The sequence below is a fragment of the Bacillus sp. RB3 genome, from assembly GCF_030164735.1.
GTDB lineage: Bacteria > Bacillota > Bacilli > Bacillales > Bacillaceae_G > Bacillus_A > Bacillus_A cereus.
In genome coordinates this window covers 180,569-198,723 of record NZ_JASNGE010000003.1, presented here as the reverse complement: position 1 = coordinate 198,723, position 18,155 = coordinate 180,569, and the positions used below count along the sequence as shown (strand labels likewise).

Here is an 18,155-nt window from a genome sequence, read left to right as displayed (position 1 = left end):
AAGAAAATCCGACTCACAAGAGCCGGATTTCTTCATTTAACTAAAATTTATACCGTTCTATTCGATTTCGAACGTTTAATTGCTCAGGATAGACTAACAACACCTCATTGGAAAAAACTCGCTCTAAAGTGGACAAAAAGAGATAATGAGTATTTGATAAAAGGCGAAATACCAAAAGACTATTTCAAAATTCATGAATAAGAAGGTGCAAATATGAAATTATACTTTAAAGATACTGAAATAGGTGAAATTAGAGACATTTTTGCAGAAACACCATGGATGTATGGAACAATACATTTAAATGATAATAGTAAACCCTATCAAGAATATTTTCGTGAAATGGTAGACGAAGACAGTACTTTTGGCTTTGAAAGTATTGACCCTGAATTTCTAGACGATGAAAATTGGTCCGTTTTCGATGAAAACGAAGGGAAATATTTAGGAATCGGCATTCCAGCAATCCACATTGAAGATACCACGATTGCATGGCGATGGAGATAAAAATCACACAAAGAAAAACACCTGATTAATATTTAAACTAACGTTTACGCTAGCTTGCTCCTTTGTTTCGAATCAAATATCATGGAAAAGGAATATTTGATTTTACTGGTGAAAATATCATAACTAAGATACTTCAAAATGAACTGTATCAAGCAAATTATAAATTTGCAAAGACTTCAATTCCACGTACGAAAAAAGAAACAAATTTAGGGGAAATTTTGAGATGTATTTTAAAAAAATGAAAGGTAAATATGCTATTAAGATTAGATTTAGGGAGGAATAAAAAATGGCATATGCATTGAAACCTGAAATACAAGAAGTATTTGAGAAAATTGATTTTTTAACGAGATATAGAGAGCTATCTGAAAATTTTTCATCAAATAGTGAAAGTTCGTTTGAAAACTATGAAAACGAAAAAGCTATTGAAATATTTGAATCCCTTGGTTATAAAGCTCGTTTTATAAAAAAGGAAAACTTTTTTATTGTTGGTGAAGTAAAGAACAAGGATTTCTATACTTTCAGATTCAATATCAGCTTAAAATATGGGCTTGTTGAGTTCATTTGGTCTGCAAGGTATAATGGTGAAGTTAGAGTTAGGAATTCATGGGATATGTTTGTAAAAGTATTATCCAATGGTTCTGAAAGATTGCCAGCAGTATGCTTCCACAGTTACGATGAACTCAAAGAAATCATGAAAATCGCCTTTGAAATGTACGAAGATTTCAAGCGAGAATTAATTCCTATCTATTCATAATGTAAAAAGCTACCGAAGACACCAAAACAGTTACTTCGAGTAGCTTTTATTTATATATATTAAAGTTATTTATTTCCCTCTTTTTGAACATATACATAAGCATCTTTCTGCTCTTTATGTATATCAACTTTCGAATTCTCTGCAAGTTGACCCGCGTTTAGCAAAGAAAAAATAATCAACGCTTCTAGTGACATTTCGTTTTACCACTCCTTTCTAATTGTTATACGTTTATCATACCGCTTACATGTGATTTCCGTATGAACTCGAAAAGGAGATTAAAACAAAAAAGCTTTGAGGAATTTCCTCAAAGCTTTTTATTTATTAGTAACGAATTAAGAAATATTTCTTCTTACCGCGGCGAATGATTGTGAATTTACCTTCGATGCGGTCGTTTTCTGTTACAACGTAGTCTAATGCTTGTGTACGCTCACCGTTCACGTAGATTGCGCCGTTCGTTACATCTTCACGTGCTTGACGTTTTGATGGAGAGATTTTGCTTTCTACAAGTAAGTCGATTAATACTGTATCTTCTGCAGTACGTTCTACAGATGGTACGTCTTTGAATCCTTGCTCGATTTCGCTTGCAGTCAGTTCTGCTACAGAACCGCTGAATAATGCAGCTGAAATTTTAATCGCTTGCTCTAATGCTTCTTCACCATGAACAAGTTTTGTCATTTCAGAACCTAATGCTTTTTGTGCTGCACGTTTTTCTGGCGCTTCAGCTACTTGCTTTTCAAGCTCAAGAATTTCTTCATGAGATAAGAATGTGAAGTATTTTAAGTATTTAACAACATCGCGGTCATCTGTGTTAATCCAGAATTGGTAGAACTCGTAAGGAGTTGTTTTCTCTGGGTCTAACCAAATTGCTCCGCCTTCTGTTTTACCAAACTTCGTACCGTCAGATTTAGTAACAAGTGGAATTGTTAAACCGAATGCTTTCGCATCTTCTTCTGATTTACGGATTAATTCAAGACCCGCTGTAATGTTACCCCATTGGTCACTACCACCGATTTGTAGGCGACAATTATGTTGTTGGTATAAGTTTAAGAAGTCGTATGATTGTAAAATCATGTAACTGAACTCAGTGAATGAAATACCAGTTTCTAAACGAGATGCTACTGTATCTTTTGCTAACATATAGTTTAAACCGAAGTTTTTACCGATATCGCGTAAGAATGAAATGACATCTAAGTTACCAAGCCAGTCATAGTTGTTAGCCATTGTTGCTGGGTTGTCCACGTTGTCGAACTCTAAGAAGTTTGAAAGTTGGTTTTTAATACTTTCTGTGTAGTAAGCAACTGTGTCTTTCGTATTTAATGTACGCTCTGCTTTTTTACCACTTGGGTCACCGATCATACCAGTACCACCACCAACAAGTGCGATTGGTTGGTGACCAGCTAATTGGAAACGACGTAACATTAATACTGGTAACATATGACCAATGTGTAAGCTATCTGCTGTCGGATCGAAACCACAGTATAATTTAACGCTTTCTTTTTCTAATAATTGCTCAAGGCCCTCAGCATCTGTTTGCTGATTAATTAGACCGCGAAATTCAAGATCTTGTAAAATACCCATATCCTACATACTCTCCTTTAAGTTCATTACTGGCGTGAAAGTTGAAAACATAAAAAAATCGCCCCTTCAAATAAGGGACGATTTTGATTATCGCGTTACCACCCTAGTTGCAGGCAAAAAAAGCCTACCACCTTATTTACATAACGGCTTAGCACCGTCTTTTCCCTTTTGAATATAATTCAATCGAAAAAAGATGCTCTAGGGGCGTAATTCGCGATCATCTATGTGCTGATTTTCACCGGCCATCAGCTCTCTAAAACAGGGAAATGATCACTACTTCTCCCTTTCCACGCTCAATTATTCATATACTTTTCTTTATACCATCATTTATATAGGCATGTCAAATAGAGGTCAGGTTTCCCTTCTTGTCAATCCTTTACAACACCATAAAGAGTATCGTAATAAGAGAAAGAATTGGAACCCCAACTAATAACGATACATGAAACACAATCGATAAATCATTCCCAATGGTCGCCTCCACAGGATCTTTCGCTGGGGAACCAAGAAACCCGATTAATCGATCGAATCGACTTACCGTTTTTGGAAAGTCTGGTATTTCTACATGATCACTATCTAAATGTTGCTTTAACTTATATTCACTCTTAAAGGGATTTTCGCTCAATTTCGTCCACCTCCAGCAATTGTTTCAATTTCTTTATCCCGTTATGAAGTCTCGATTTCACCGTTCCAATCGGAATGTTTAATATCTCTGCAATTTCTTTTTGCTGCATGTCATGATAATAAGAAAGGATTAGGACCGCTCTTTGCTCTTCTGGAACTTTCAAAATTGCTTCTCTTACTGTGAGCCGATCTTCGTGAGAAAATTCTTTTTCCGGAATCGGCACTAAAAATGGCAAAAGCGTACGCCACTTTTTTCTCCTATTTAATTTATTAATCATAAGACGATAACCAATTTGAAATAAATACGTTTTTATTTTACCTTTTTCAAGTTCATACATATGTTTCTTACGCTCTAGCGTCAAAAACGTATCTTGCACAAGATCGATACTTAATTGTTCATCTCGGTTAAATCGATATAAAAATGTGTATAGCGCTGGTTTGATTAAAACATATAGTCTTTCTCCCGCTTGTTTATCTCCACTTTGATACGCAAGCATGAGCTCCTCCTCAATCCCAATCTGCGCCATGATTTTTGATCTCCTTTATTCCTTTTAACGTTAATGAAATACGGGAAATTAAATATGAAATCGCAATAAAAATCCACAATTGTGATTGATTTGTAAAAAATTGCACATATGGGTTTTGAATCGTAAATCCCATTGTAACTAAAGTATTTAACGCTTGCACACATATGCATGCATACAACGCAAGGCAGATAGAAATAGTGTCAAATACATTCCAGCGAAAATACACTTTTGTTTTTGTAAAATCAATTTTATATCCATTTTTCCGTACTATATGTTTTCTATCAAATGGAATAATGATTGAAAACATAACACCCATTATAACTCCAGCTGTAAGCATTGATACTCTATATCCAATTGGTATCGGTAAGAAAAGACCACAAGAAAATACAACTATAATTCCAATTACAGCAAAAGTAAGAAGTAATTTATTAGACATATAAAAGCCTCCCTCATCTATTCTTTCATAAATGTATACAGACGAGGAAGGCACTTCGTTCAAATATTATTTTAGTTTTTTTATAATCTTTGCAGGATTCCCGCCAACTACTACATTATTAGGCACATCTTTCGTTACGACAGCACCAGATGCGATCACCGCATTGTCTCCAATTGTTACACCTGGATTAATAATTGCTCTTCCGCCAATCCATACGTTATCGCCAATTGTAACTGGTTTTCCGTATTCTGATCCGCTTATACGCTCTACCGGATCAAGTGGGTGCGTTGCTGTATAAATGTGAACACCTGGAGCTAACATACAGTTCACTCCGATTGTTACCGGGCATACGTCTAGAATCGTACAGTCAAAGTTCGCGTAAAAATTTTCACCGACATGAATGTTATAGCCGTAATCACATCTAAAGGAAGATTCAAGATGAATATTATCTCCTGTCGTTCCGAATAATTCTTTTACGATTTCGCTACGCTCTTTCAATTGCTCTTCTGGCGTATCATTTAATTTTCTCGTTAATATACGTGCTTGCTCTCTTTCTTGTACTAAAACTGGATCAGCCGGTATGTACATTTCTCCTAGTATCATCTTTTCCTTTTCTGTTTTCATCATACTATCCCCTTTAACTTATATATATAAGTTCATGATATCATAAAAAAGAAAGGCCTGAACATTTTTCGTTCAGACCTTTCTCTCTTAATCTTCCATCGTTGATAAGTCACCTGTTGGTAAGTTTAATTCCCACGCTTTTAATACACGGCGCATAATTTTACCACTTCTCGTTTTCGGTAATTTATCTCTAAATTCAATTTGTCGTGGCGCTGCATGAGCTGCTAGGCCTTTCTTTACAAATTGACGAATTTCTTCTTTTAATTCATCAGATGGTTCGTATCCTGCCCGAAGTGCGATAAATGCTTTAATAATTTCGCCGCGCACCGGATCAGGAATACCAATTACACCAGCTTCTGCAACAGCAGCATGCTCGATTAATTTACTTTCTACTTCAAACGGACCAACGCGCTCACCTGACGTCATAATTACATCGTCAATACGTCCTTGGAACCAGAAGTATCCATCTTCATCCATATAGGCAGAGTCGCCTGATACGTACCAATCTCCCGGCATGAAATAAGATTCATATTTTTGCTGGTTATTCCAGATCCCGCGCATCATAGATGGCCAACCTTTCGCAATTGCTAAGTTACCCATTGTGTAAGGAGGCACTTCATTTCCGTCATTATCAACAATCGCTGCTTTCACACCTGGAATTGGTTTACCCATTGAGCCTGGACGGATTTCCATACAAGGGTAGTTACAAATAACTTGTCCACCTGTTTCTGTCATCCACCACGTATCATGAATACGAAGTCCAAATGCGTTCATACCCCAGCGAATTACTTCTGGATTTAACGGCTCACCAACGCTTAATACGTGGCGCACTTGTGATAAGTCATATTTTTTAATTGCGTCTTGTCCAGCTCCCATTAACATACGGAATGCTGTTGGTGCGCTGTACCAAACCGTCACACCGTAATCTTGCAGTGCTTCATACCAAGCTTCTGGACTAAAGCGTCCACCTAAAATAACGTTTGACGCTCCAACTAACCACGGTGCGAAAATACCGTAAGCTGTTCCAGTTACCCAGCCCGGGTCAGCAGTACACCAATATACATCGTCTTCTTTTAAATCTAATACCCACTTCGCCGTTTGATAGTGCTGAACCATTGCGTTTTGCGCATGAAGCACACCTTTTGGCTTACCAGTAGAACCAGACGTGTAATGTAGAATCAAGCCGTCTTCACGGCCTAACCATTCAATATGTAATTCTTTTGAAGCTTGTTCAAATAAAGGATTGAACGCTACCGTTTTACCGCCTTCTTCTACATTATCTCCAACAAGGAAAACTGTTTTTAAAGCCGGTAAATCATTTAATGGTACGCGCTCTAACAATTCAGGCGTTGTAATTAACACCTTTGCTTCGCTATCTTCTAAGCGATCGCGAACTGCGCCTTCCATAAATGCTTCAAATAGCGGTCCAACAATTGCTCCTAATTTCACTGCACCTAAAAGTGCGAAATATAACTCTGGAGAACGTGGCATAAAAATAAAAACGCGATCGCCTTTTTCTACATCGCCATAATTCTTAAGGACGTTTCCTGCTTTATTAGAAAAATCCTTCATTTCCTTAAATGTATATTTCTCTTTTCGCGATCCATCTTGATAATAAAGAGCTACTTTATTCTTTCGATCGGATTTCGCATGCTTATCAATTGCCTCATACGCCATATTTACTCGGCCTGTTTCATTCCAAGTAAAGTTTTTATTAACCTCTTCCCAGTTAAAATTCGCGTATGCCTCATCATAATTCGGCAAATTATTTTCTCCTTTAATGACAGGAAGCGTTTCTACTTTCATACTTTACATCCCCCTCCTATGTATTCTATTATCTATTATAATGACATTATTTAAAATTTTCAGTATATTTATTGATTTTTAGACAAATTTTTAATGACAAATTTCGATTCACATCGCATATATTATAAAGTACGATATTAATAGATTCACAAACCCTCAAGGTGGTGAGCAATACATTGATTCATAAAAAAATATATAATGCTAGAAACTTAAAAACAGCGAAAGGCACTTTAATTATTGAAGGTCCTGTCTCTACACATAACTTAGAAATGTATGAGTTTCATCCAGACTTAATTGCGTTTCGTCCTGCCGAGCAACAATATAAAGCAATTGTCGAAATTTCTAAATTACCAGAAGCTCGTCTCATTATTGCTAGACATGACCAAACAATTGTTGGATATGTTACATACTTGTATCCTGATCCACTTGAACGATGGTCAGAAGGAAAAATGGAAAACTTAATTGAGCTTGGGGCAATTGAAGTAGTCCCAGCCTTCCGCGGGAGTTCTGTCGGAAAGAACTTACTAGAGGTTTCTATGATGGACGATTATATGGAAGATTACATTATATTGACGACTGAATATTATTGGCACTGGGATTTGAAACAAACAGGATTGAATGTGTGGGAATACCGAAAAGTAATGGAGAAGATGATGAATGCTGGCGGGTTACAATGGATGGCTACAGACGATCCTGAAATTTGTTCACATCCTGCCAACTGTTTAATGGTCCGCATCGGTAAACGCGTTGATACGGATTCTATTCAAGCTTTTGATCGTCTACGTTTTCACAATCGTTTTATGTATTAATAAAGGGGGCAACTGGAATGATTGTAGAAGAAATTATGAATCAAAATGTAGTTACATTACATCCAAACGATACAATCGAAACAGCAATCCGAACGATACGCACGAAAGGCATTCGGCACATTCCAATTGTCGATCAAAATAATCACGTCGTAGGCATTATTTCTGATCGGGATGTAAGAGATGCAAGTCCGTCTATTCTAGATGAACAAGTTTCAATCGATATGCTACAGCAACCGCTCGAACTTATTATGAAACATCCTGTTATGACTTGCCATCCTCTCGATTTCGTTGAGGAAATTGCTACTTTATTTTTTGAAAATAAAATTGGCTGTCTTCCTGTTACAAAGGCTGGGAAGTTAGTTGGAATCATTTCTGAATCTACAGTACTGCACACATTAGTAAAATTAACAGGAGCACATCAACCAAGTTCGCAAATTGAAATTCAAGTAAAAAACGAACCTGGTATTCTTGGAAAAGTCGTTGCTATTTTTAGTGATTTACAAATAAATATCGTGAGCGTTCTCGTCTACCCAGCAAAAGACGAGAATGATAAAGTACTCGTTTTCCGCATTCAAACGATGAATCCTCTAAAAGTGATTGATGCACTTGAAGCAGAAGGTTACCGCGTATTATGGCCAAACATCATGGGGATGCAGGCATGAGTAGCGCGTTTATTTATTCGGATGACTTTCGGGGCTATTCATTTAGCCCTGATCATCCTTTTAACCAACTGCGCGTCACACTTACGTATGATTTATTACAAAAGGGCGGTTTCATCTCTCCCTCTCAAATCATCTCACCACGGATGGCTACAGATGAAGAGATCGCCTACGTTCATACAGAGGAGTACATAAATGCGGTAAAACGTGCTGGAGAAGGAAAGTTAGAAAAATCAATTGCAATGACATATGGACTCGGAACAGAAGATACACCGATGTTCCCAAATATGCACGAAGCAAGCGCATTGCTCGTTGGCGGTACGTTAACAGCTGTCGATGCTGTTCTTTCCAGAAAAGTAAAACACGCACTTAATTTGGGCGGCGGCTTACATCACGGCTTTCGCGGCAAAGCATCTGGCTTTTGTATTTATAACGACAGTTCTATCGCAATGAAATATATTCAAAAGAAATACGGTTTACGCGTCTTATATATTGATACAGATGCTCATCACGGTGATGGCGTACAGTGGTCGTTTTATGATGACCCTAACGTATGCACCATTTCACTGCATGAAACTGGTCGTTATTTATTCCCTGGAACTGGCGCTGTAAACGAACGTGGCCAAGGTAATGGTTATAGTTATTCTTTTAATGTTCCACTCGATGCTTTTACAGAAGATGAATCGTTCTTAGAATCATATCGAACTGTTGTAAAAGAAGTTGCAGCGTACTTTAAACCGGATATTATTTTAACGCAAAATGGTGCTGACGCACATTATTATGACCCACTTACACATCTTTGTGCGACAATGAATATTTACCGCGAAATACCGAAGCTCGCTCGTGAAATTGCTAATGAATATTGCGAAGGTCGCTGGATCGCTGTCGGCGGTGGCGGCTATGACCATTGGCGTGTCGTACCAAGAGCATGGGCACTCATTTGGCTCGAAATGAACAACATCCAAAACATCTCAGGTTATCTCCCTCCAGAATGGATTGAAGCTTGGAAAGGACAAGCAGAAACAGAACTTCCCCTCACATGGGAAGATCCAGACAACATGTATAAACCTATCCCCCGTAAACCAGAAATTGAAGAAAAAAACGCATTAACTGTAGCGAAATCCCTTGAAATTATTCGGAATAATATGACAAAATCTTTATACTAAACGAAAAGGAGGCTCGTTTTTGAATAGCCTCCTTTTATTTAAAGCTTGCTATTATTGTCGTTTTCTGTCGGTAAGTCGATATATTTTAATAATCGCTGATATATTTGTAGTTGCGCCGATATATTCTAATAATCGCTGATATATTTTCATTTTATAACAGTCTGGCCCAACTTTTATGAGAAAAGGTCGTGATATTATGTGGACACAACAAATAATCAATACGAAACGCGGTACATTTGAACTCTTTACAAAAGGAAATGGCGAATCGCTTTGTATTACACATCACTATTCACAATTTAATGAAACTGGTGATTACTTTGCGGATGTTTTTACTGCTACGCATCGTGTATTTCTCATTAATTTACGAGATACTGGTCGCTCTGTAACCGCCCAGTCAGAAAACGAATTAAGCATGATTGAAACAATCCACGACTTAGAAGCAATACGAGAAGCATTACAACTTCCAACATGGCATTTCGCCGGTCATTCAACAGGTGGTATGCTTGGACTTTTATATGCGATTACATATCCAAATTCCTTACAATCATTAGTCGTAGCAGGAGCTGCAGCAAGTAACTATACCGAAACACCATTTTGCATTTATCACCCAGCACATCCACAGTTTCATTATATGCAAAAACTCATCGAAAACTTAAAAAGCCCTCACCTTACAAGTAAAGAACGAAAAGAACTATCTACTGAGAGAACAAAATTATCATTGTATAAACCAGAAAACTACAACTCTTATTTTTGTAAACCAATCAATAAAACAATGTCCGTTAGCCGGATGAACGCTTTCGCCAATGAATATCCTTCATTTGATTTAAGAGAGTATTTACCTTTCATCCAAACAAAGACACTTATTATATGCGGAAGATATGATGTGCAGTGTCCAGTTCAATATTCTATCGAGATACATGATGGGATACGTAATTCTATCTTCATTCCATTCGAAAACAGCAACCATTATCCTTTTTTAGAAGAAGCGACCCTGTTTACTTCTACTACTCAAATATTTTATAAATCGTTACGCCAGTACCGTTATTATTAAGGAAAGCTCACAGTCTCTATAAGACTATGAGCTAAATTTTCAGAAGAAATATTTCGTACTATATAAAAATAAAAGATAAAAGGAAAAGAGCACCAAACCTACATCAAACAACACTGACTTTTTATCTCCTTCTTTTAAACCTATCGTAATATTAAAAATGCTTCTAACTATCCAACCTAATACTAAAAATAACCAGCCGAAATGATCATTTGTATAATCTTTATCATAAAACATTTGTATTGCACCAATAATTAATAAAATAATTATAATATTAGTTCCAATCCTTAAGACCTTGTTTGATTTATTATCTTGTAATGTATCTCCCAAAATGTAGCACACCCTCTCATGCTCTACTATGTTTTATCTCTCTTTATATCTTAACACAAATTACCTATTATTTCCTTTTGACAAATAACATAAAAAACCTGCCAATTACTCGGCAGGTATATTACACGTTAAAACGATAACCAGCTCCCCATACTGTTTCAATATATTGCGGGTGAGCAGGATCTCTTTCAATTTTTTCACGTAGCTTTCTAATGTGGACGACAACAGTGGCTAAATCACCAGCGGAATCTAATCCCCAAATGCGTTCAAATAACTGTTCTTTATTTAATACTTGGTTTGGATGTGTGACAAAGAATGTTAATAAATCAAATTCCTTCGTTGTAAACGCAACTTCTTCATTGTTTATAAAAACTTTTCTCGCTCGTTGATCGATAGAAATTCCGTGAATATATAACGTATCACGTTGCTTACTTACATTTCCTAATAATCTTTCATAACGGGCAATATGTGCTTTTACTCTTGCGACTAATTCACTCGGGCTAAACGGTTTCGTTATATAATCATCCGCTCCTAATCCGAGTCCGCGAATTTTATCTATATCTTCTTTTTTTGCTGAAACAAGTAGAATCGGAATATCTTTTACAGCACGTATTTGTTTACAAATTTCGAATCCGTTCATTTTCGGAAGCATAATATCTAAAATAATTAAATCATAGTCTTCTTGCAAGGCTGTTTGTAAACCTATTTCTCCTGAATGCTCTACATCAACTTGGAAATCATTAATTTCTAAATAATCTCGCTGTAATTCTGCAATACTTACTTCATCTTCTATTAATAAAATTCTTTTCAATTTACTCACCACATTCCTCTACTTTTTCCAATGAGAAGAAAATGCTTGTGCCTTTACCAAGCTCGCTTTCCGCCCAAATTTCCCCGCCATGTTCTTCAACAATTTGCTTCGCTATTGCTAAACCAAGTCCACTTCCACCTGTGCTAGAATTCCGCGATTGCTCTGCACGATAAAAACGTTCAAAGATATACGGCAATGTATCAGCTTCTATACCTGATCCGTTGTCCATCACTTTCACAATAACTTTATTATTATCACTCGATACTGTTACAGTAATTTTCTTCTCTTCTTTATCCATGTATTTCACACTATTATGAATTAAATTTGATATCACTCTATTTATTTTTTCACAATCAGCCGTTACATATAGTGTTGATGCATGTAATTGTAAGTTAACTTCTATACCTTCTTTACTTAAATCCATCTGCATCTCTTCTATTAATTCTTGCATAAACGTATTTAATTCAACTGTTTCAAACTGGAATGGAACCCGATTCAAATCGAGCTTCGAAAACAAAAAGAGTTCATCAATGAGTGTGTCCATATGTTTTGCCTTCGTATGGATAGTTGTTAAATACTTATCCATTTTTTCTGGCGTATTTGCTACCCCGTCCTTTATTCCTTCTACATATCCTATAATTGATGTAATCGGTGTTTTTAAGTCATGAGAGATGTTTGAAATAAGCTCTTTTCGATTTTCTTCATACTGTGTTTGCATCTCTATCGATTCTTTTAATCTCTTCCTCATTTCCTCAAACCCTTGATTTAATTGCCCTATTTCGTCGTGTGATGTAATTGGTATTTGAAAATCTAAATTTCCTTCTTTAATTTTCTCCGTTGCGCCTTTCAATACAAAAATTGGTTTTATTACGCTTCTTGAAACGAAGTAACTTAATAATCCAATGAGTAAAATGGCTAGTAGTAAAAGCGATACGAATAAGATTGGAAATAATTTTTGTGTAAGATCTACAAATGAACTTTGCTTTTTTAATACAAATATACTTCCCTCTTCTTCCTGAGGAAAATAAAAATCAAACTTTACATATCGATAAAATGTATCGCCTAGTTCCCTTGTACCACGACTATTAATATTTGCTGATTCAAATTTCGGAAGGGCTTCTTTTAAAGAAACACTTTCAAATACGTTTGAAGCATATGAAAGTGTTTCTCCTTTTCTTACTACTATTTTCACACCCTCTTTTTCTATTGCTGAGACAAACGACTCATCTAGCAATTGAGATTGATGCTGTTTGGCTGCTGACTTCAACTCAAGATAGGCATTCTCTTCTTCTGGTGTAAGCGGCTTTTGAATGTAAGAACTTTTATAGAAATTTTTCACTGCTTCCAAGTCACCTGTTATCGAAAAAACGATTAAAAATCCCGCGACTAATATAAGCGTAATGGAAACGAGGATAACAGCAATATAAGAAAATAAAAACCTTGTTTTAATAGACATATCTTAAATCCTCACTTTATCAAACCTTATTATTTATAAGCATAAAAATATATGTTCAATTACTCAAGCGATTTTATAGTAATTTTAGCGTCAGTTTATAAAAATTTAATGTTCCTATTTTACAGTTGAAATTAGGAGGTTGAAATTCCATGTTCAAAAAAACATTCAGTATGATATGTTGCATAATTTTTTTACAAGGATGCTCGCAAGAACAAGAAGTAAAAAAGAAGATGATAAACATGGAGACTGCACTACTAGCAGCCACTGAAAAAAATGAAACGAATACTGTTATATCTTTACTAAAACAAGGTGCAAATATAAATGCGACGGATAGTCAAGGACGCACTCCGCTTATGATTGCTACATACAAAAATGATGTAAAAACCGCAAAGGCACTTATCGAAGCTGGTGCTGACGTAAATATCCAAGATGACATGAAAAATAATCCCTTTCTATACGCCGGTGCGGAAGGTTACTTAGACATTTTAAAACTAACAATTGATGCTGGTGCAGATCCTACGATTACAAATCGTTACGGCGGAACAGCTCTTATCCCAGCCTCAGAACATGGCTATATTGACGTTATAAAAGAACTACTCACTCAAACAAATATTGATGTAAATCATGTAAATAACTTGGGATGGACAGCTTTAATGGAAGCCATCGTACTAAGTAACGGAAACGAAACACAGCAACAAGTCATTCGCCTTCTTATTGAGCACGGTGCAGATGTAAATATTCCAGACAATGATGGTGTTACTCCGCTAGAGCATGCTCGCGCTCATCACCTTGAGGAGATAGAGAAGATTTTGTTAGAAGGCCGTAAGTAAAAAGCTAATTTTTGCCTTCCTCCCCCACCCTATGCTACATTTAAGCCGTTACATTAATATTAATAGGGTGGGAATAAAAATGAACAAACCTAAAATTGGGATGATTGGACTTGGAAGTATTGCGCAAAAGGCCTATCTTCCAACACTTACAAAAGAAACTGATTGGAATTTTGTAGGGGCGTTTACACCTAACGCAGAGAAAAGAAAACGAATTTGCCAGCAATATCGTATTCAAGACTTCCATTCTATTGAAACGTTAGCTTCGGAATGTGATGCAATCTTCGTTCATAGTTCAACTGCTACACATTATGAAATTGTTTCTACACTTTTGGAAAAAGGAATCGATGTTTATGTAGATAAACCGCTAGCAGCTACAGTGGAACAAGCTGAGCAACTAGTCGAGTTGAGCGAGAAGTATAACCGAAAATTAATGGTCGGATTTAATCGCAGATTCGTTCCTATGTATGTCGCTGCCAAAGAACAGGCTACTGATATTTCATGGATTCGAATTGAAAAGCATCGTACAAATAAAGTCGGGCCATATACGTACGACTTCACTATGTTAGATGATTATTTACACATTGTAGATACCGCTCGCTGGTTAGCTAATGATGACCTTAACGCCGTTCACAATATGATACAAATCAATGAAAAGAATGAACTTCTTTACGGACATCATACATATACAACTCCAAATGGACTGTTACTTTCTACTGCAATGCATCGCCATGCCGGTACAAATTTAGAACAAATTGAACTTGTAACGCCAGGGAAAATCATTCGCGTAAAAAATATGAATACATTTGAAGTTGAACAGGAAAACTCAGTGTCACAAAGTGGTTCCCCATCATGGGATACGACGTTAAAACAACGTGGTTTTGAAGATGCTGTTCATCATTTTATTGAGTGTGTACAAGGCGATACAAAGCCCGTTGTAGATGGATTAGAAGGATTAAAAACGCAGCAACTGTTGCAATCTCTACTAGATGATGTAAACAAAAATTAAAACGGATACATTTTTCAGAATTTACTTTCATTCCCATTTCCCCTTTATTTCTCTCGTAAATTTCTATAGAATATGTTGATAGGAATTATAAATTTCATAATGAATCGTGGAAAGGATGGGATTAACACATGTGGAACGAGTTTAAAAAGTTCGCTTTCAAAGGGAATGTCGTTGATTTAGCTGTCGGGGTTGTAATCGGTGCTGCATTCGGTAAAATCGTTAGTTCTTTAGTAAAAGATATCATCACACCATTACTTGGTATGGTATTAGGTGGCGTTGACTTTACAGATTTACAATTTGGATATGGTAAATCAGCTGTTATGTATGGTAACTTCATCCAAACAATTTTTGACTTCTTAATTATCGCAGCTTCTATCTTTATGTTTGTTAAAGTTTTCAACAAACTAACATCTAAAAAAGAAGAAGAAAAAGAGGAAGAAATTCCAGAACCAACAAAAGAAGAAGTTCTTCTTGGCGAAATTCGCGACTTACTAAAACAGCAAAACTCTTCTAAAGATAGAGCATAATTGAACGGATAAAAAGGCATGTCCCTCGGGACATGCCTTTTCTATATACTATAACGTTTCCGAATTCATATGAATAAATAAAATAATACCAGCAACCATAAGTACCATAATGCTACCTGCAAATAGTGTAATACCAATAAACATTAAACTTGTGCTCATATCTACTGATACACTTTCAATAAAAATAGAAATTACATACGTGATAAGGGCAATTCCTGCAAGAATACTTCCTGGAACAAATCGCTTTAAACCATTTTGTTTTAACGTCATATATGCAAAAATAGCAGTCATACAAAGCGTAATTATCCAAAGAACGATCATCTCTTTTCCCCCCTCACAAGCCTTTTCTTTCTATTATACATGACATTGCCCTATAATAGTTAAATTTGCACTTATGTGACATATAACAAGGAATAGCCCCATCTATAGCGAAGGCATTATAACATACACTTATACAATAAGGAGGCTTTCATTTGGAATATACTACTACATATAAATTAGAGCTATCCGAACGATTCGATTGTGTTACGATTGACTTAGACAAACAGTTTTTTTACATCGAAGTTGTAAATTTACAAAGTAATATAACTGTACTAAAAATATCAATTAACTTGCAAAAAGACGAAACGATGGTAGAGGGAAATATAATTCATTATGATACTTTGCACGTAGATGCATTATTACAAGGATTGAAATATGTTGCTCGAACATGTATTGATCACAATTTAAAAAACCAAAAGGAACTGTTCGCATTTTTAGAAGAAAATTAGCCCCACTAAAAATGGTTATTTTTTCTTTTTATTGATATAATTGTTATAGAGAAATATTCTTTATAAGGGAGTGTTCATAATGATTTGGATTTCACTAATCGTATTAGCTTATTTCATCATTCTCGTCCCAATACAGTACAACTACATTAAAATGCTCAAAGAAAAACAGAAAAAATTGAGTGTCTCACAAAACGAACTATATGATAACATGTCTTATGAAGAATCCCAAGTACATTACCATTATCAAAGTAACGTATTTACAATACCTGCTTCGCTTGTCGCAAGTATTATTTATAAAGTGAAACATGTAGCATAATATGTACGCTGTAAAATTATTGTTTGAATCTGTTCATTGTAGTGAGCCTGATCCTACGAAAATTGATGAGCATTATGAAGAGAATCACGATACACTTTTTGAAGAAAGTATTATTCTTGTTAAAGCAAACAATTTAGAAGATGCTCACGAACTGTGTAAAAAAATTGCTATACAATCTGAAGATACGTACGATAATATGTACGGTGAGCAAATAACGTGGAAGTTCCGAAAAGTGTTGCATGTGTTTGAATTAGACGATACACCATTTGAAACCGGAAAAGAACTGTACGCAAGATTTTTACACGTTAAGAAAGACGAAATGGTAAATGCAGTCGTACAAAAATACTATCCTGAATACGAATAAAAGCTCACAGCAAATGCTGTGAGCTTTTTTATACTTACTTCGTTGAATCTCTAAATTGGATACGGTGAGGTAAGATAACAGTGTGATCTTCCACTTTTTCTTTGTTCATATACTTTGTTAATAAACGCATTGCTACTGCGCCGATATCATACATCGGTTGAACAACTGTTGAAAGCTGCGGACGAACCATTAATGCAAGACGTGTATTATCGAAACCAAGTACTTCTACGTCAGTTGGTACGTTTAATCCAGCGTCTTGTGCTGCATGGATTACACCTAGTGCCATTTCATCAGAAGATACGAAGATTGCTGTTGGCTTTTCATCATTGCTCCAAAGCTTTTCGAATGCTTCGATACCTGAGTCATATGTGTAATCTCCATCGATTACAAGATTTTCATCATATGAAATACCAGCTTCTTCTAAAGCTTTTTTATAACCTTGTAACTTCTTCGCACTTCCCGCTTTATCAATGAAAGGACCAGAGACGAAACCGATACGTTTATGTCCTTGCTCGATAAAGTACTTCATTGCATCATAAGCTGCTTGTGTATAATTAATATTTACTGATGGCGTTTCATTTTGCTCATCAAATGACGCTGCTAATACAATTGGTACTGGAGATTTTTTAAATTCTTCAATGTGAATGTCTGTAATATCTTCACCCATGAAAACAATTCCGTCCACTTGTTTTCCAAGCATCGTATTTAATAAATGGAACTCTTTCTCTTTGTTTTGATCAGAGTTACTTAAAATGATGTTATATTTGTACATTGTTGCGATATCTTCAATTCCACGTGCAAGTTCTGCATAAAACGTATTTGAGATATCAGGAATAATAACACCTACTGTAGTTGTCTTCTTACTTGCTAGTCCACGTGCTACCGCATTCGGGCGGTATCCTAAACGATCAATTGCTTCTAATACTTTCTTTCTTGTTGTAGGCTTTACATTTGGGTTACCGTTCACAACACGAGATACGGTAGCCATTGAAACGTTTGCTTCGCGCGCTACATCATAGATTGTTACGTTCATCTCATCGCACACTCCTTCTATTTTTGTTATCTATTTTTATGTATCGGTTACTTGAATGAAAAAAAGACATCAACTCTATTTGCAGATGCCACCAATCGTCCCGAGTTCTTCCTTTTACTAATGATACGATAAAAACGCAGGCTCATACAATATTTTCCCGCAAAAGTTTCGAAAAAATTCGCT

General features: G+C 36.0%; 24 protein-coding genes and 1 other annotated feature. Of the genes, 12 read left to right on the top strand and 12 right to left on the bottom strand.

Translation table 11 applies throughout. The features are described 5' to 3' along the window. Positions 1-213 precede the first annotated feature (213 nt). Both QO049_RS06430 and QO049_RS06425 read left to right on the top strand, forming a co-directional pair. Entirely contained in the window at positions 214-501 is a 288-nt protein-coding gene (locus QO049_RS06430; RefSeq protein WP_000780768.1) for a hypothetical protein, read from the top strand. Between the two features lie 286 nt (positions 502-787). Then, positions 788-1,255: a hypothetical protein gene (locus QO049_RS06425; RefSeq protein ID WP_284489223.1), complete on the top strand. Its 468-nt coding sequence runs from the start codon at positions 788-790 to the stop codon at positions 1,253-1,255. A gap of 65 nt (positions 1,256-1,320) precedes the next feature. Here QO049_RS06425 and QO049_RS06420 read toward each other — a convergent pair whose 3' ends face one another. The 7 genes from QO049_RS06420 to acsA all read right to left on the bottom strand — a co-directional run bounded on the left by QO049_RS06420 (position 1,321) and on the right by acsA (position 6,847). Continuing rightward, positions 1,321-1,449 (bottom strand): transporter, encoded by a 129-nt coding sequence (locus QO049_RS06420; protein ID WP_098236703.1) that lies wholly within the window; start codon positions 1,447-1,449, stop codon positions 1,321-1,323. A 127-nt stretch (positions 1,450-1,576) separates the two neighbouring features. After that, a complete protein-coding gene (tyrS, locus tag QO049_RS06415; protein WP_284489222.1) occupies positions 1,577-2,833 on the bottom strand; it encodes a tyrosine--tRNA ligase in 1,257 nt (418 codons plus the stop codon). A gap of 70 nt (positions 2,834-2,903) precedes the next feature. Continuing rightward, positions 2,904-3,132 (bottom strand) — a binding site (T-box leader). Between the two features lie 77 nt (positions 3,133-3,209). Continuing rightward, a complete protein-coding gene (locus QO049_RS06410; RefSeq protein WP_001293778.1) occupies positions 3,210-3,455 on the bottom strand; it encodes a hypothetical protein in 246 nt (81 codons plus the stop codon). Continuing rightward, a complete protein-coding gene (locus tag QO049_RS06405) occupies positions 3,436-3,981 on the bottom strand; it encodes an RNA polymerase sigma factor (protein ID WP_000057201.1) in 546 nt (181 codons plus the stop codon). Before QO049_RS06405 ends, QO049_RS06410 begins: the two co-directional genes overlap by 20 nt. After that, on the bottom strand, positions 3,962-4,417 hold the full coding sequence (locus QO049_RS06400) for a hypothetical protein (RefSeq protein WP_284489221.1): 456 nt from the start codon (positions 4,415-4,417) through the stop codon (positions 3,962-3,964). Before QO049_RS06400 ends, QO049_RS06405 begins: the two co-directional genes overlap by 20 nt. 66 nt (positions 4,418-4,483) lie before the next feature. Beyond that, positions 4,484-5,044 carry a maltose acetyltransferase domain-containing protein gene (locus tag QO049_RS06395; protein ID WP_002026426.1) on the bottom strand — a complete coding sequence of 187 codons (561 nt, stop codon included), beginning with the start codon at positions 5,042-5,044 and terminating at the stop codon, positions 4,484-4,486. Between the two features lie 84 nt (positions 5,045-5,128). Further along, positions 5,129-6,847 carry an acetate--CoA ligase gene (gene acsA, locus QO049_RS06390; protein ID WP_284489220.1) on the bottom strand — a complete coding sequence of 573 codons (1,719 nt, stop codon included), beginning with the start codon at positions 6,845-6,847 and terminating at the stop codon, positions 5,129-5,131. Between the two features lie 176 nt (positions 6,848-7,023). Between acsA and acuA the strand changes: the two genes are divergently transcribed. From acuA to QO049_RS06370, 4 genes are all read left to right on the top strand, one after another. Continuing rightward, a complete protein-coding gene (acuA, locus tag QO049_RS06385; protein ID WP_000581388.1) occupies positions 7,024-7,656 on the top strand; it encodes an acetoin utilization protein acetyltransferase AcuA in 633 nt (210 codons plus the stop codon). A gap of 17 nt (positions 7,657-7,673) precedes the next feature. Then, positions 7,674-8,318, top strand: a complete 645-nt coding sequence (locus QO049_RS06380; protein ID WP_000634578.1) for an acetoin utilization AcuB family protein — start codon at positions 7,674-7,676, stop codon at positions 8,316-8,318. After that, positions 8,315-9,481: an acetoin utilization protein AcuC gene (gene acuC / locus QO049_RS06375; protein ID WP_284489219.1), complete on the top strand. Its 1,167-nt coding sequence runs from the start codon at positions 8,315-8,317 to the stop codon at positions 9,479-9,481. The genes QO049_RS06380 and acuC overlap by 4 nt, the downstream gene beginning before the upstream one ends. 175 nt (positions 9,482-9,656) lie before the next feature. Continuing rightward, complete coding sequence (locus tag QO049_RS06370; RefSeq protein WP_100240194.1) at positions 9,657-10,532, top strand: alpha/beta fold hydrolase; 876 nt, start codon at positions 9,657-9,659, stop codon at positions 10,530-10,532. A 39-nt stretch (positions 10,533-10,571) separates the two neighbouring features. Here the strand turns inward: QO049_RS06370 and QO049_RS06365 are convergent, their stop codons facing one another. From QO049_RS06365 to QO049_RS06355, 3 genes are all read right to left on the bottom strand, one after another. Next, the gene (locus QO049_RS06365; RefSeq protein WP_000502934.1) at positions 10,572-10,859 is read right to left on the bottom strand and encodes a hypothetical protein; all 288 of its coding nucleotides are present in this window, start codon (positions 10,857-10,859) and stop codon (positions 10,572-10,574) included. Between the two features lie 121 nt (positions 10,860-10,980). Continuing rightward, entirely contained in the window at positions 10,981-11,670 is a 690-nt protein-coding gene (locus tag QO049_RS06360) for a response regulator transcription factor (RefSeq protein ID WP_001986686.1), read from the bottom strand. A 1-nt stretch (position 11,671) separates the two neighbouring features. Further along, positions 11,672-13,126 (bottom strand): sensor histidine kinase, encoded by a 1,455-nt coding sequence (locus tag QO049_RS06355; protein WP_103653366.1) that lies wholly within the window; start codon positions 13,124-13,126, stop codon positions 11,672-11,674. 149 nt (positions 13,127-13,275) lie between these two features. Between QO049_RS06355 and QO049_RS06350 the strand changes: the two genes are divergently transcribed. The 3 genes from QO049_RS06350 (at position 13,276) to mscL (ending at position 15,489) form a co-directional block, all read left to right on the top strand. Then, positions 13,276-13,956 (top strand): ankyrin repeat domain-containing protein, encoded by a 681-nt coding sequence (locus QO049_RS06350; protein ID WP_284489218.1) that lies wholly within the window; start codon positions 13,276-13,278, stop codon positions 13,954-13,956. Between the two features lie 79 nt (positions 13,957-14,035). Further along, positions 14,036-14,962: a Gfo/Idh/MocA family protein gene (locus QO049_RS06345; protein WP_284489217.1), complete on the top strand. Its 927-nt coding sequence runs from the start codon at positions 14,036-14,038 to the stop codon at positions 14,960-14,962. Between the two features lie 128 nt (positions 14,963-15,090). Then, positions 15,091-15,489, top strand: coding sequence for a large conductance mechanosensitive channel protein MscL (mscL, locus tag QO049_RS06340; protein WP_016110800.1), 399 nt, complete (start codon positions 15,091-15,093; stop codon positions 15,487-15,489). A 48-nt stretch (positions 15,490-15,537) separates the two neighbouring features. Here the strand turns inward: mscL and QO049_RS06335 are convergent, their stop codons facing one another. Next, a complete protein-coding gene (locus QO049_RS06335; protein WP_000636589.1) occupies positions 15,538-15,810 on the bottom strand; it encodes a DUF3917 domain-containing protein in 273 nt (90 codons plus the stop codon). 152 nt (positions 15,811-15,962) lie between these two features. On the opposite strand from QO049_RS06335, the gene dhp61 reads away from it, so the two are divergent. The 3 genes from dhp61 to QO049_RS06320 all read left to right on the top strand — a co-directional run bounded on the left by dhp61 (position 15,963) and on the right by QO049_RS06320 (position 16,939). Next, positions 15,963-16,259 (top strand): protein Dhp61, encoded by a 297-nt coding sequence (dhp61, locus tag QO049_RS06330; protein WP_284489216.1) that lies wholly within the window; start codon positions 15,963-15,965, stop codon positions 16,257-16,259. A gap of 79 nt (positions 16,260-16,338) precedes the next feature. Next, positions 16,339-16,575, top strand: coding sequence for a DUF3949 domain-containing protein (locus tag QO049_RS06325; RefSeq protein WP_284489215.1), 237 nt, complete (start codon positions 16,339-16,341; stop codon positions 16,573-16,575). 1 nt (position 16,576) lies between these two features. Then, positions 16,577-16,939 carry a DUF4288 domain-containing protein gene (locus QO049_RS06320; RefSeq protein WP_065704988.1) on the top strand — a complete coding sequence of 121 codons (363 nt, stop codon included), beginning with the start codon at positions 16,577-16,579 and terminating at the stop codon, positions 16,937-16,939. A 34-nt stretch (positions 16,940-16,973) separates the two neighbouring features. On the opposite strand, the gene ccpA is transcribed toward QO049_RS06320, so the two are convergent. Further along, positions 16,974-17,972 carry a catabolite control protein A gene (ccpA, locus tag QO049_RS06315; RefSeq protein WP_284489214.1) on the bottom strand — a complete coding sequence of 333 codons (999 nt, stop codon included), beginning with the start codon at positions 17,970-17,972 and terminating at the stop codon, positions 16,974-16,976. Between the last annotated feature and the right edge of the window lie 183 nt (positions 17,973-18,155).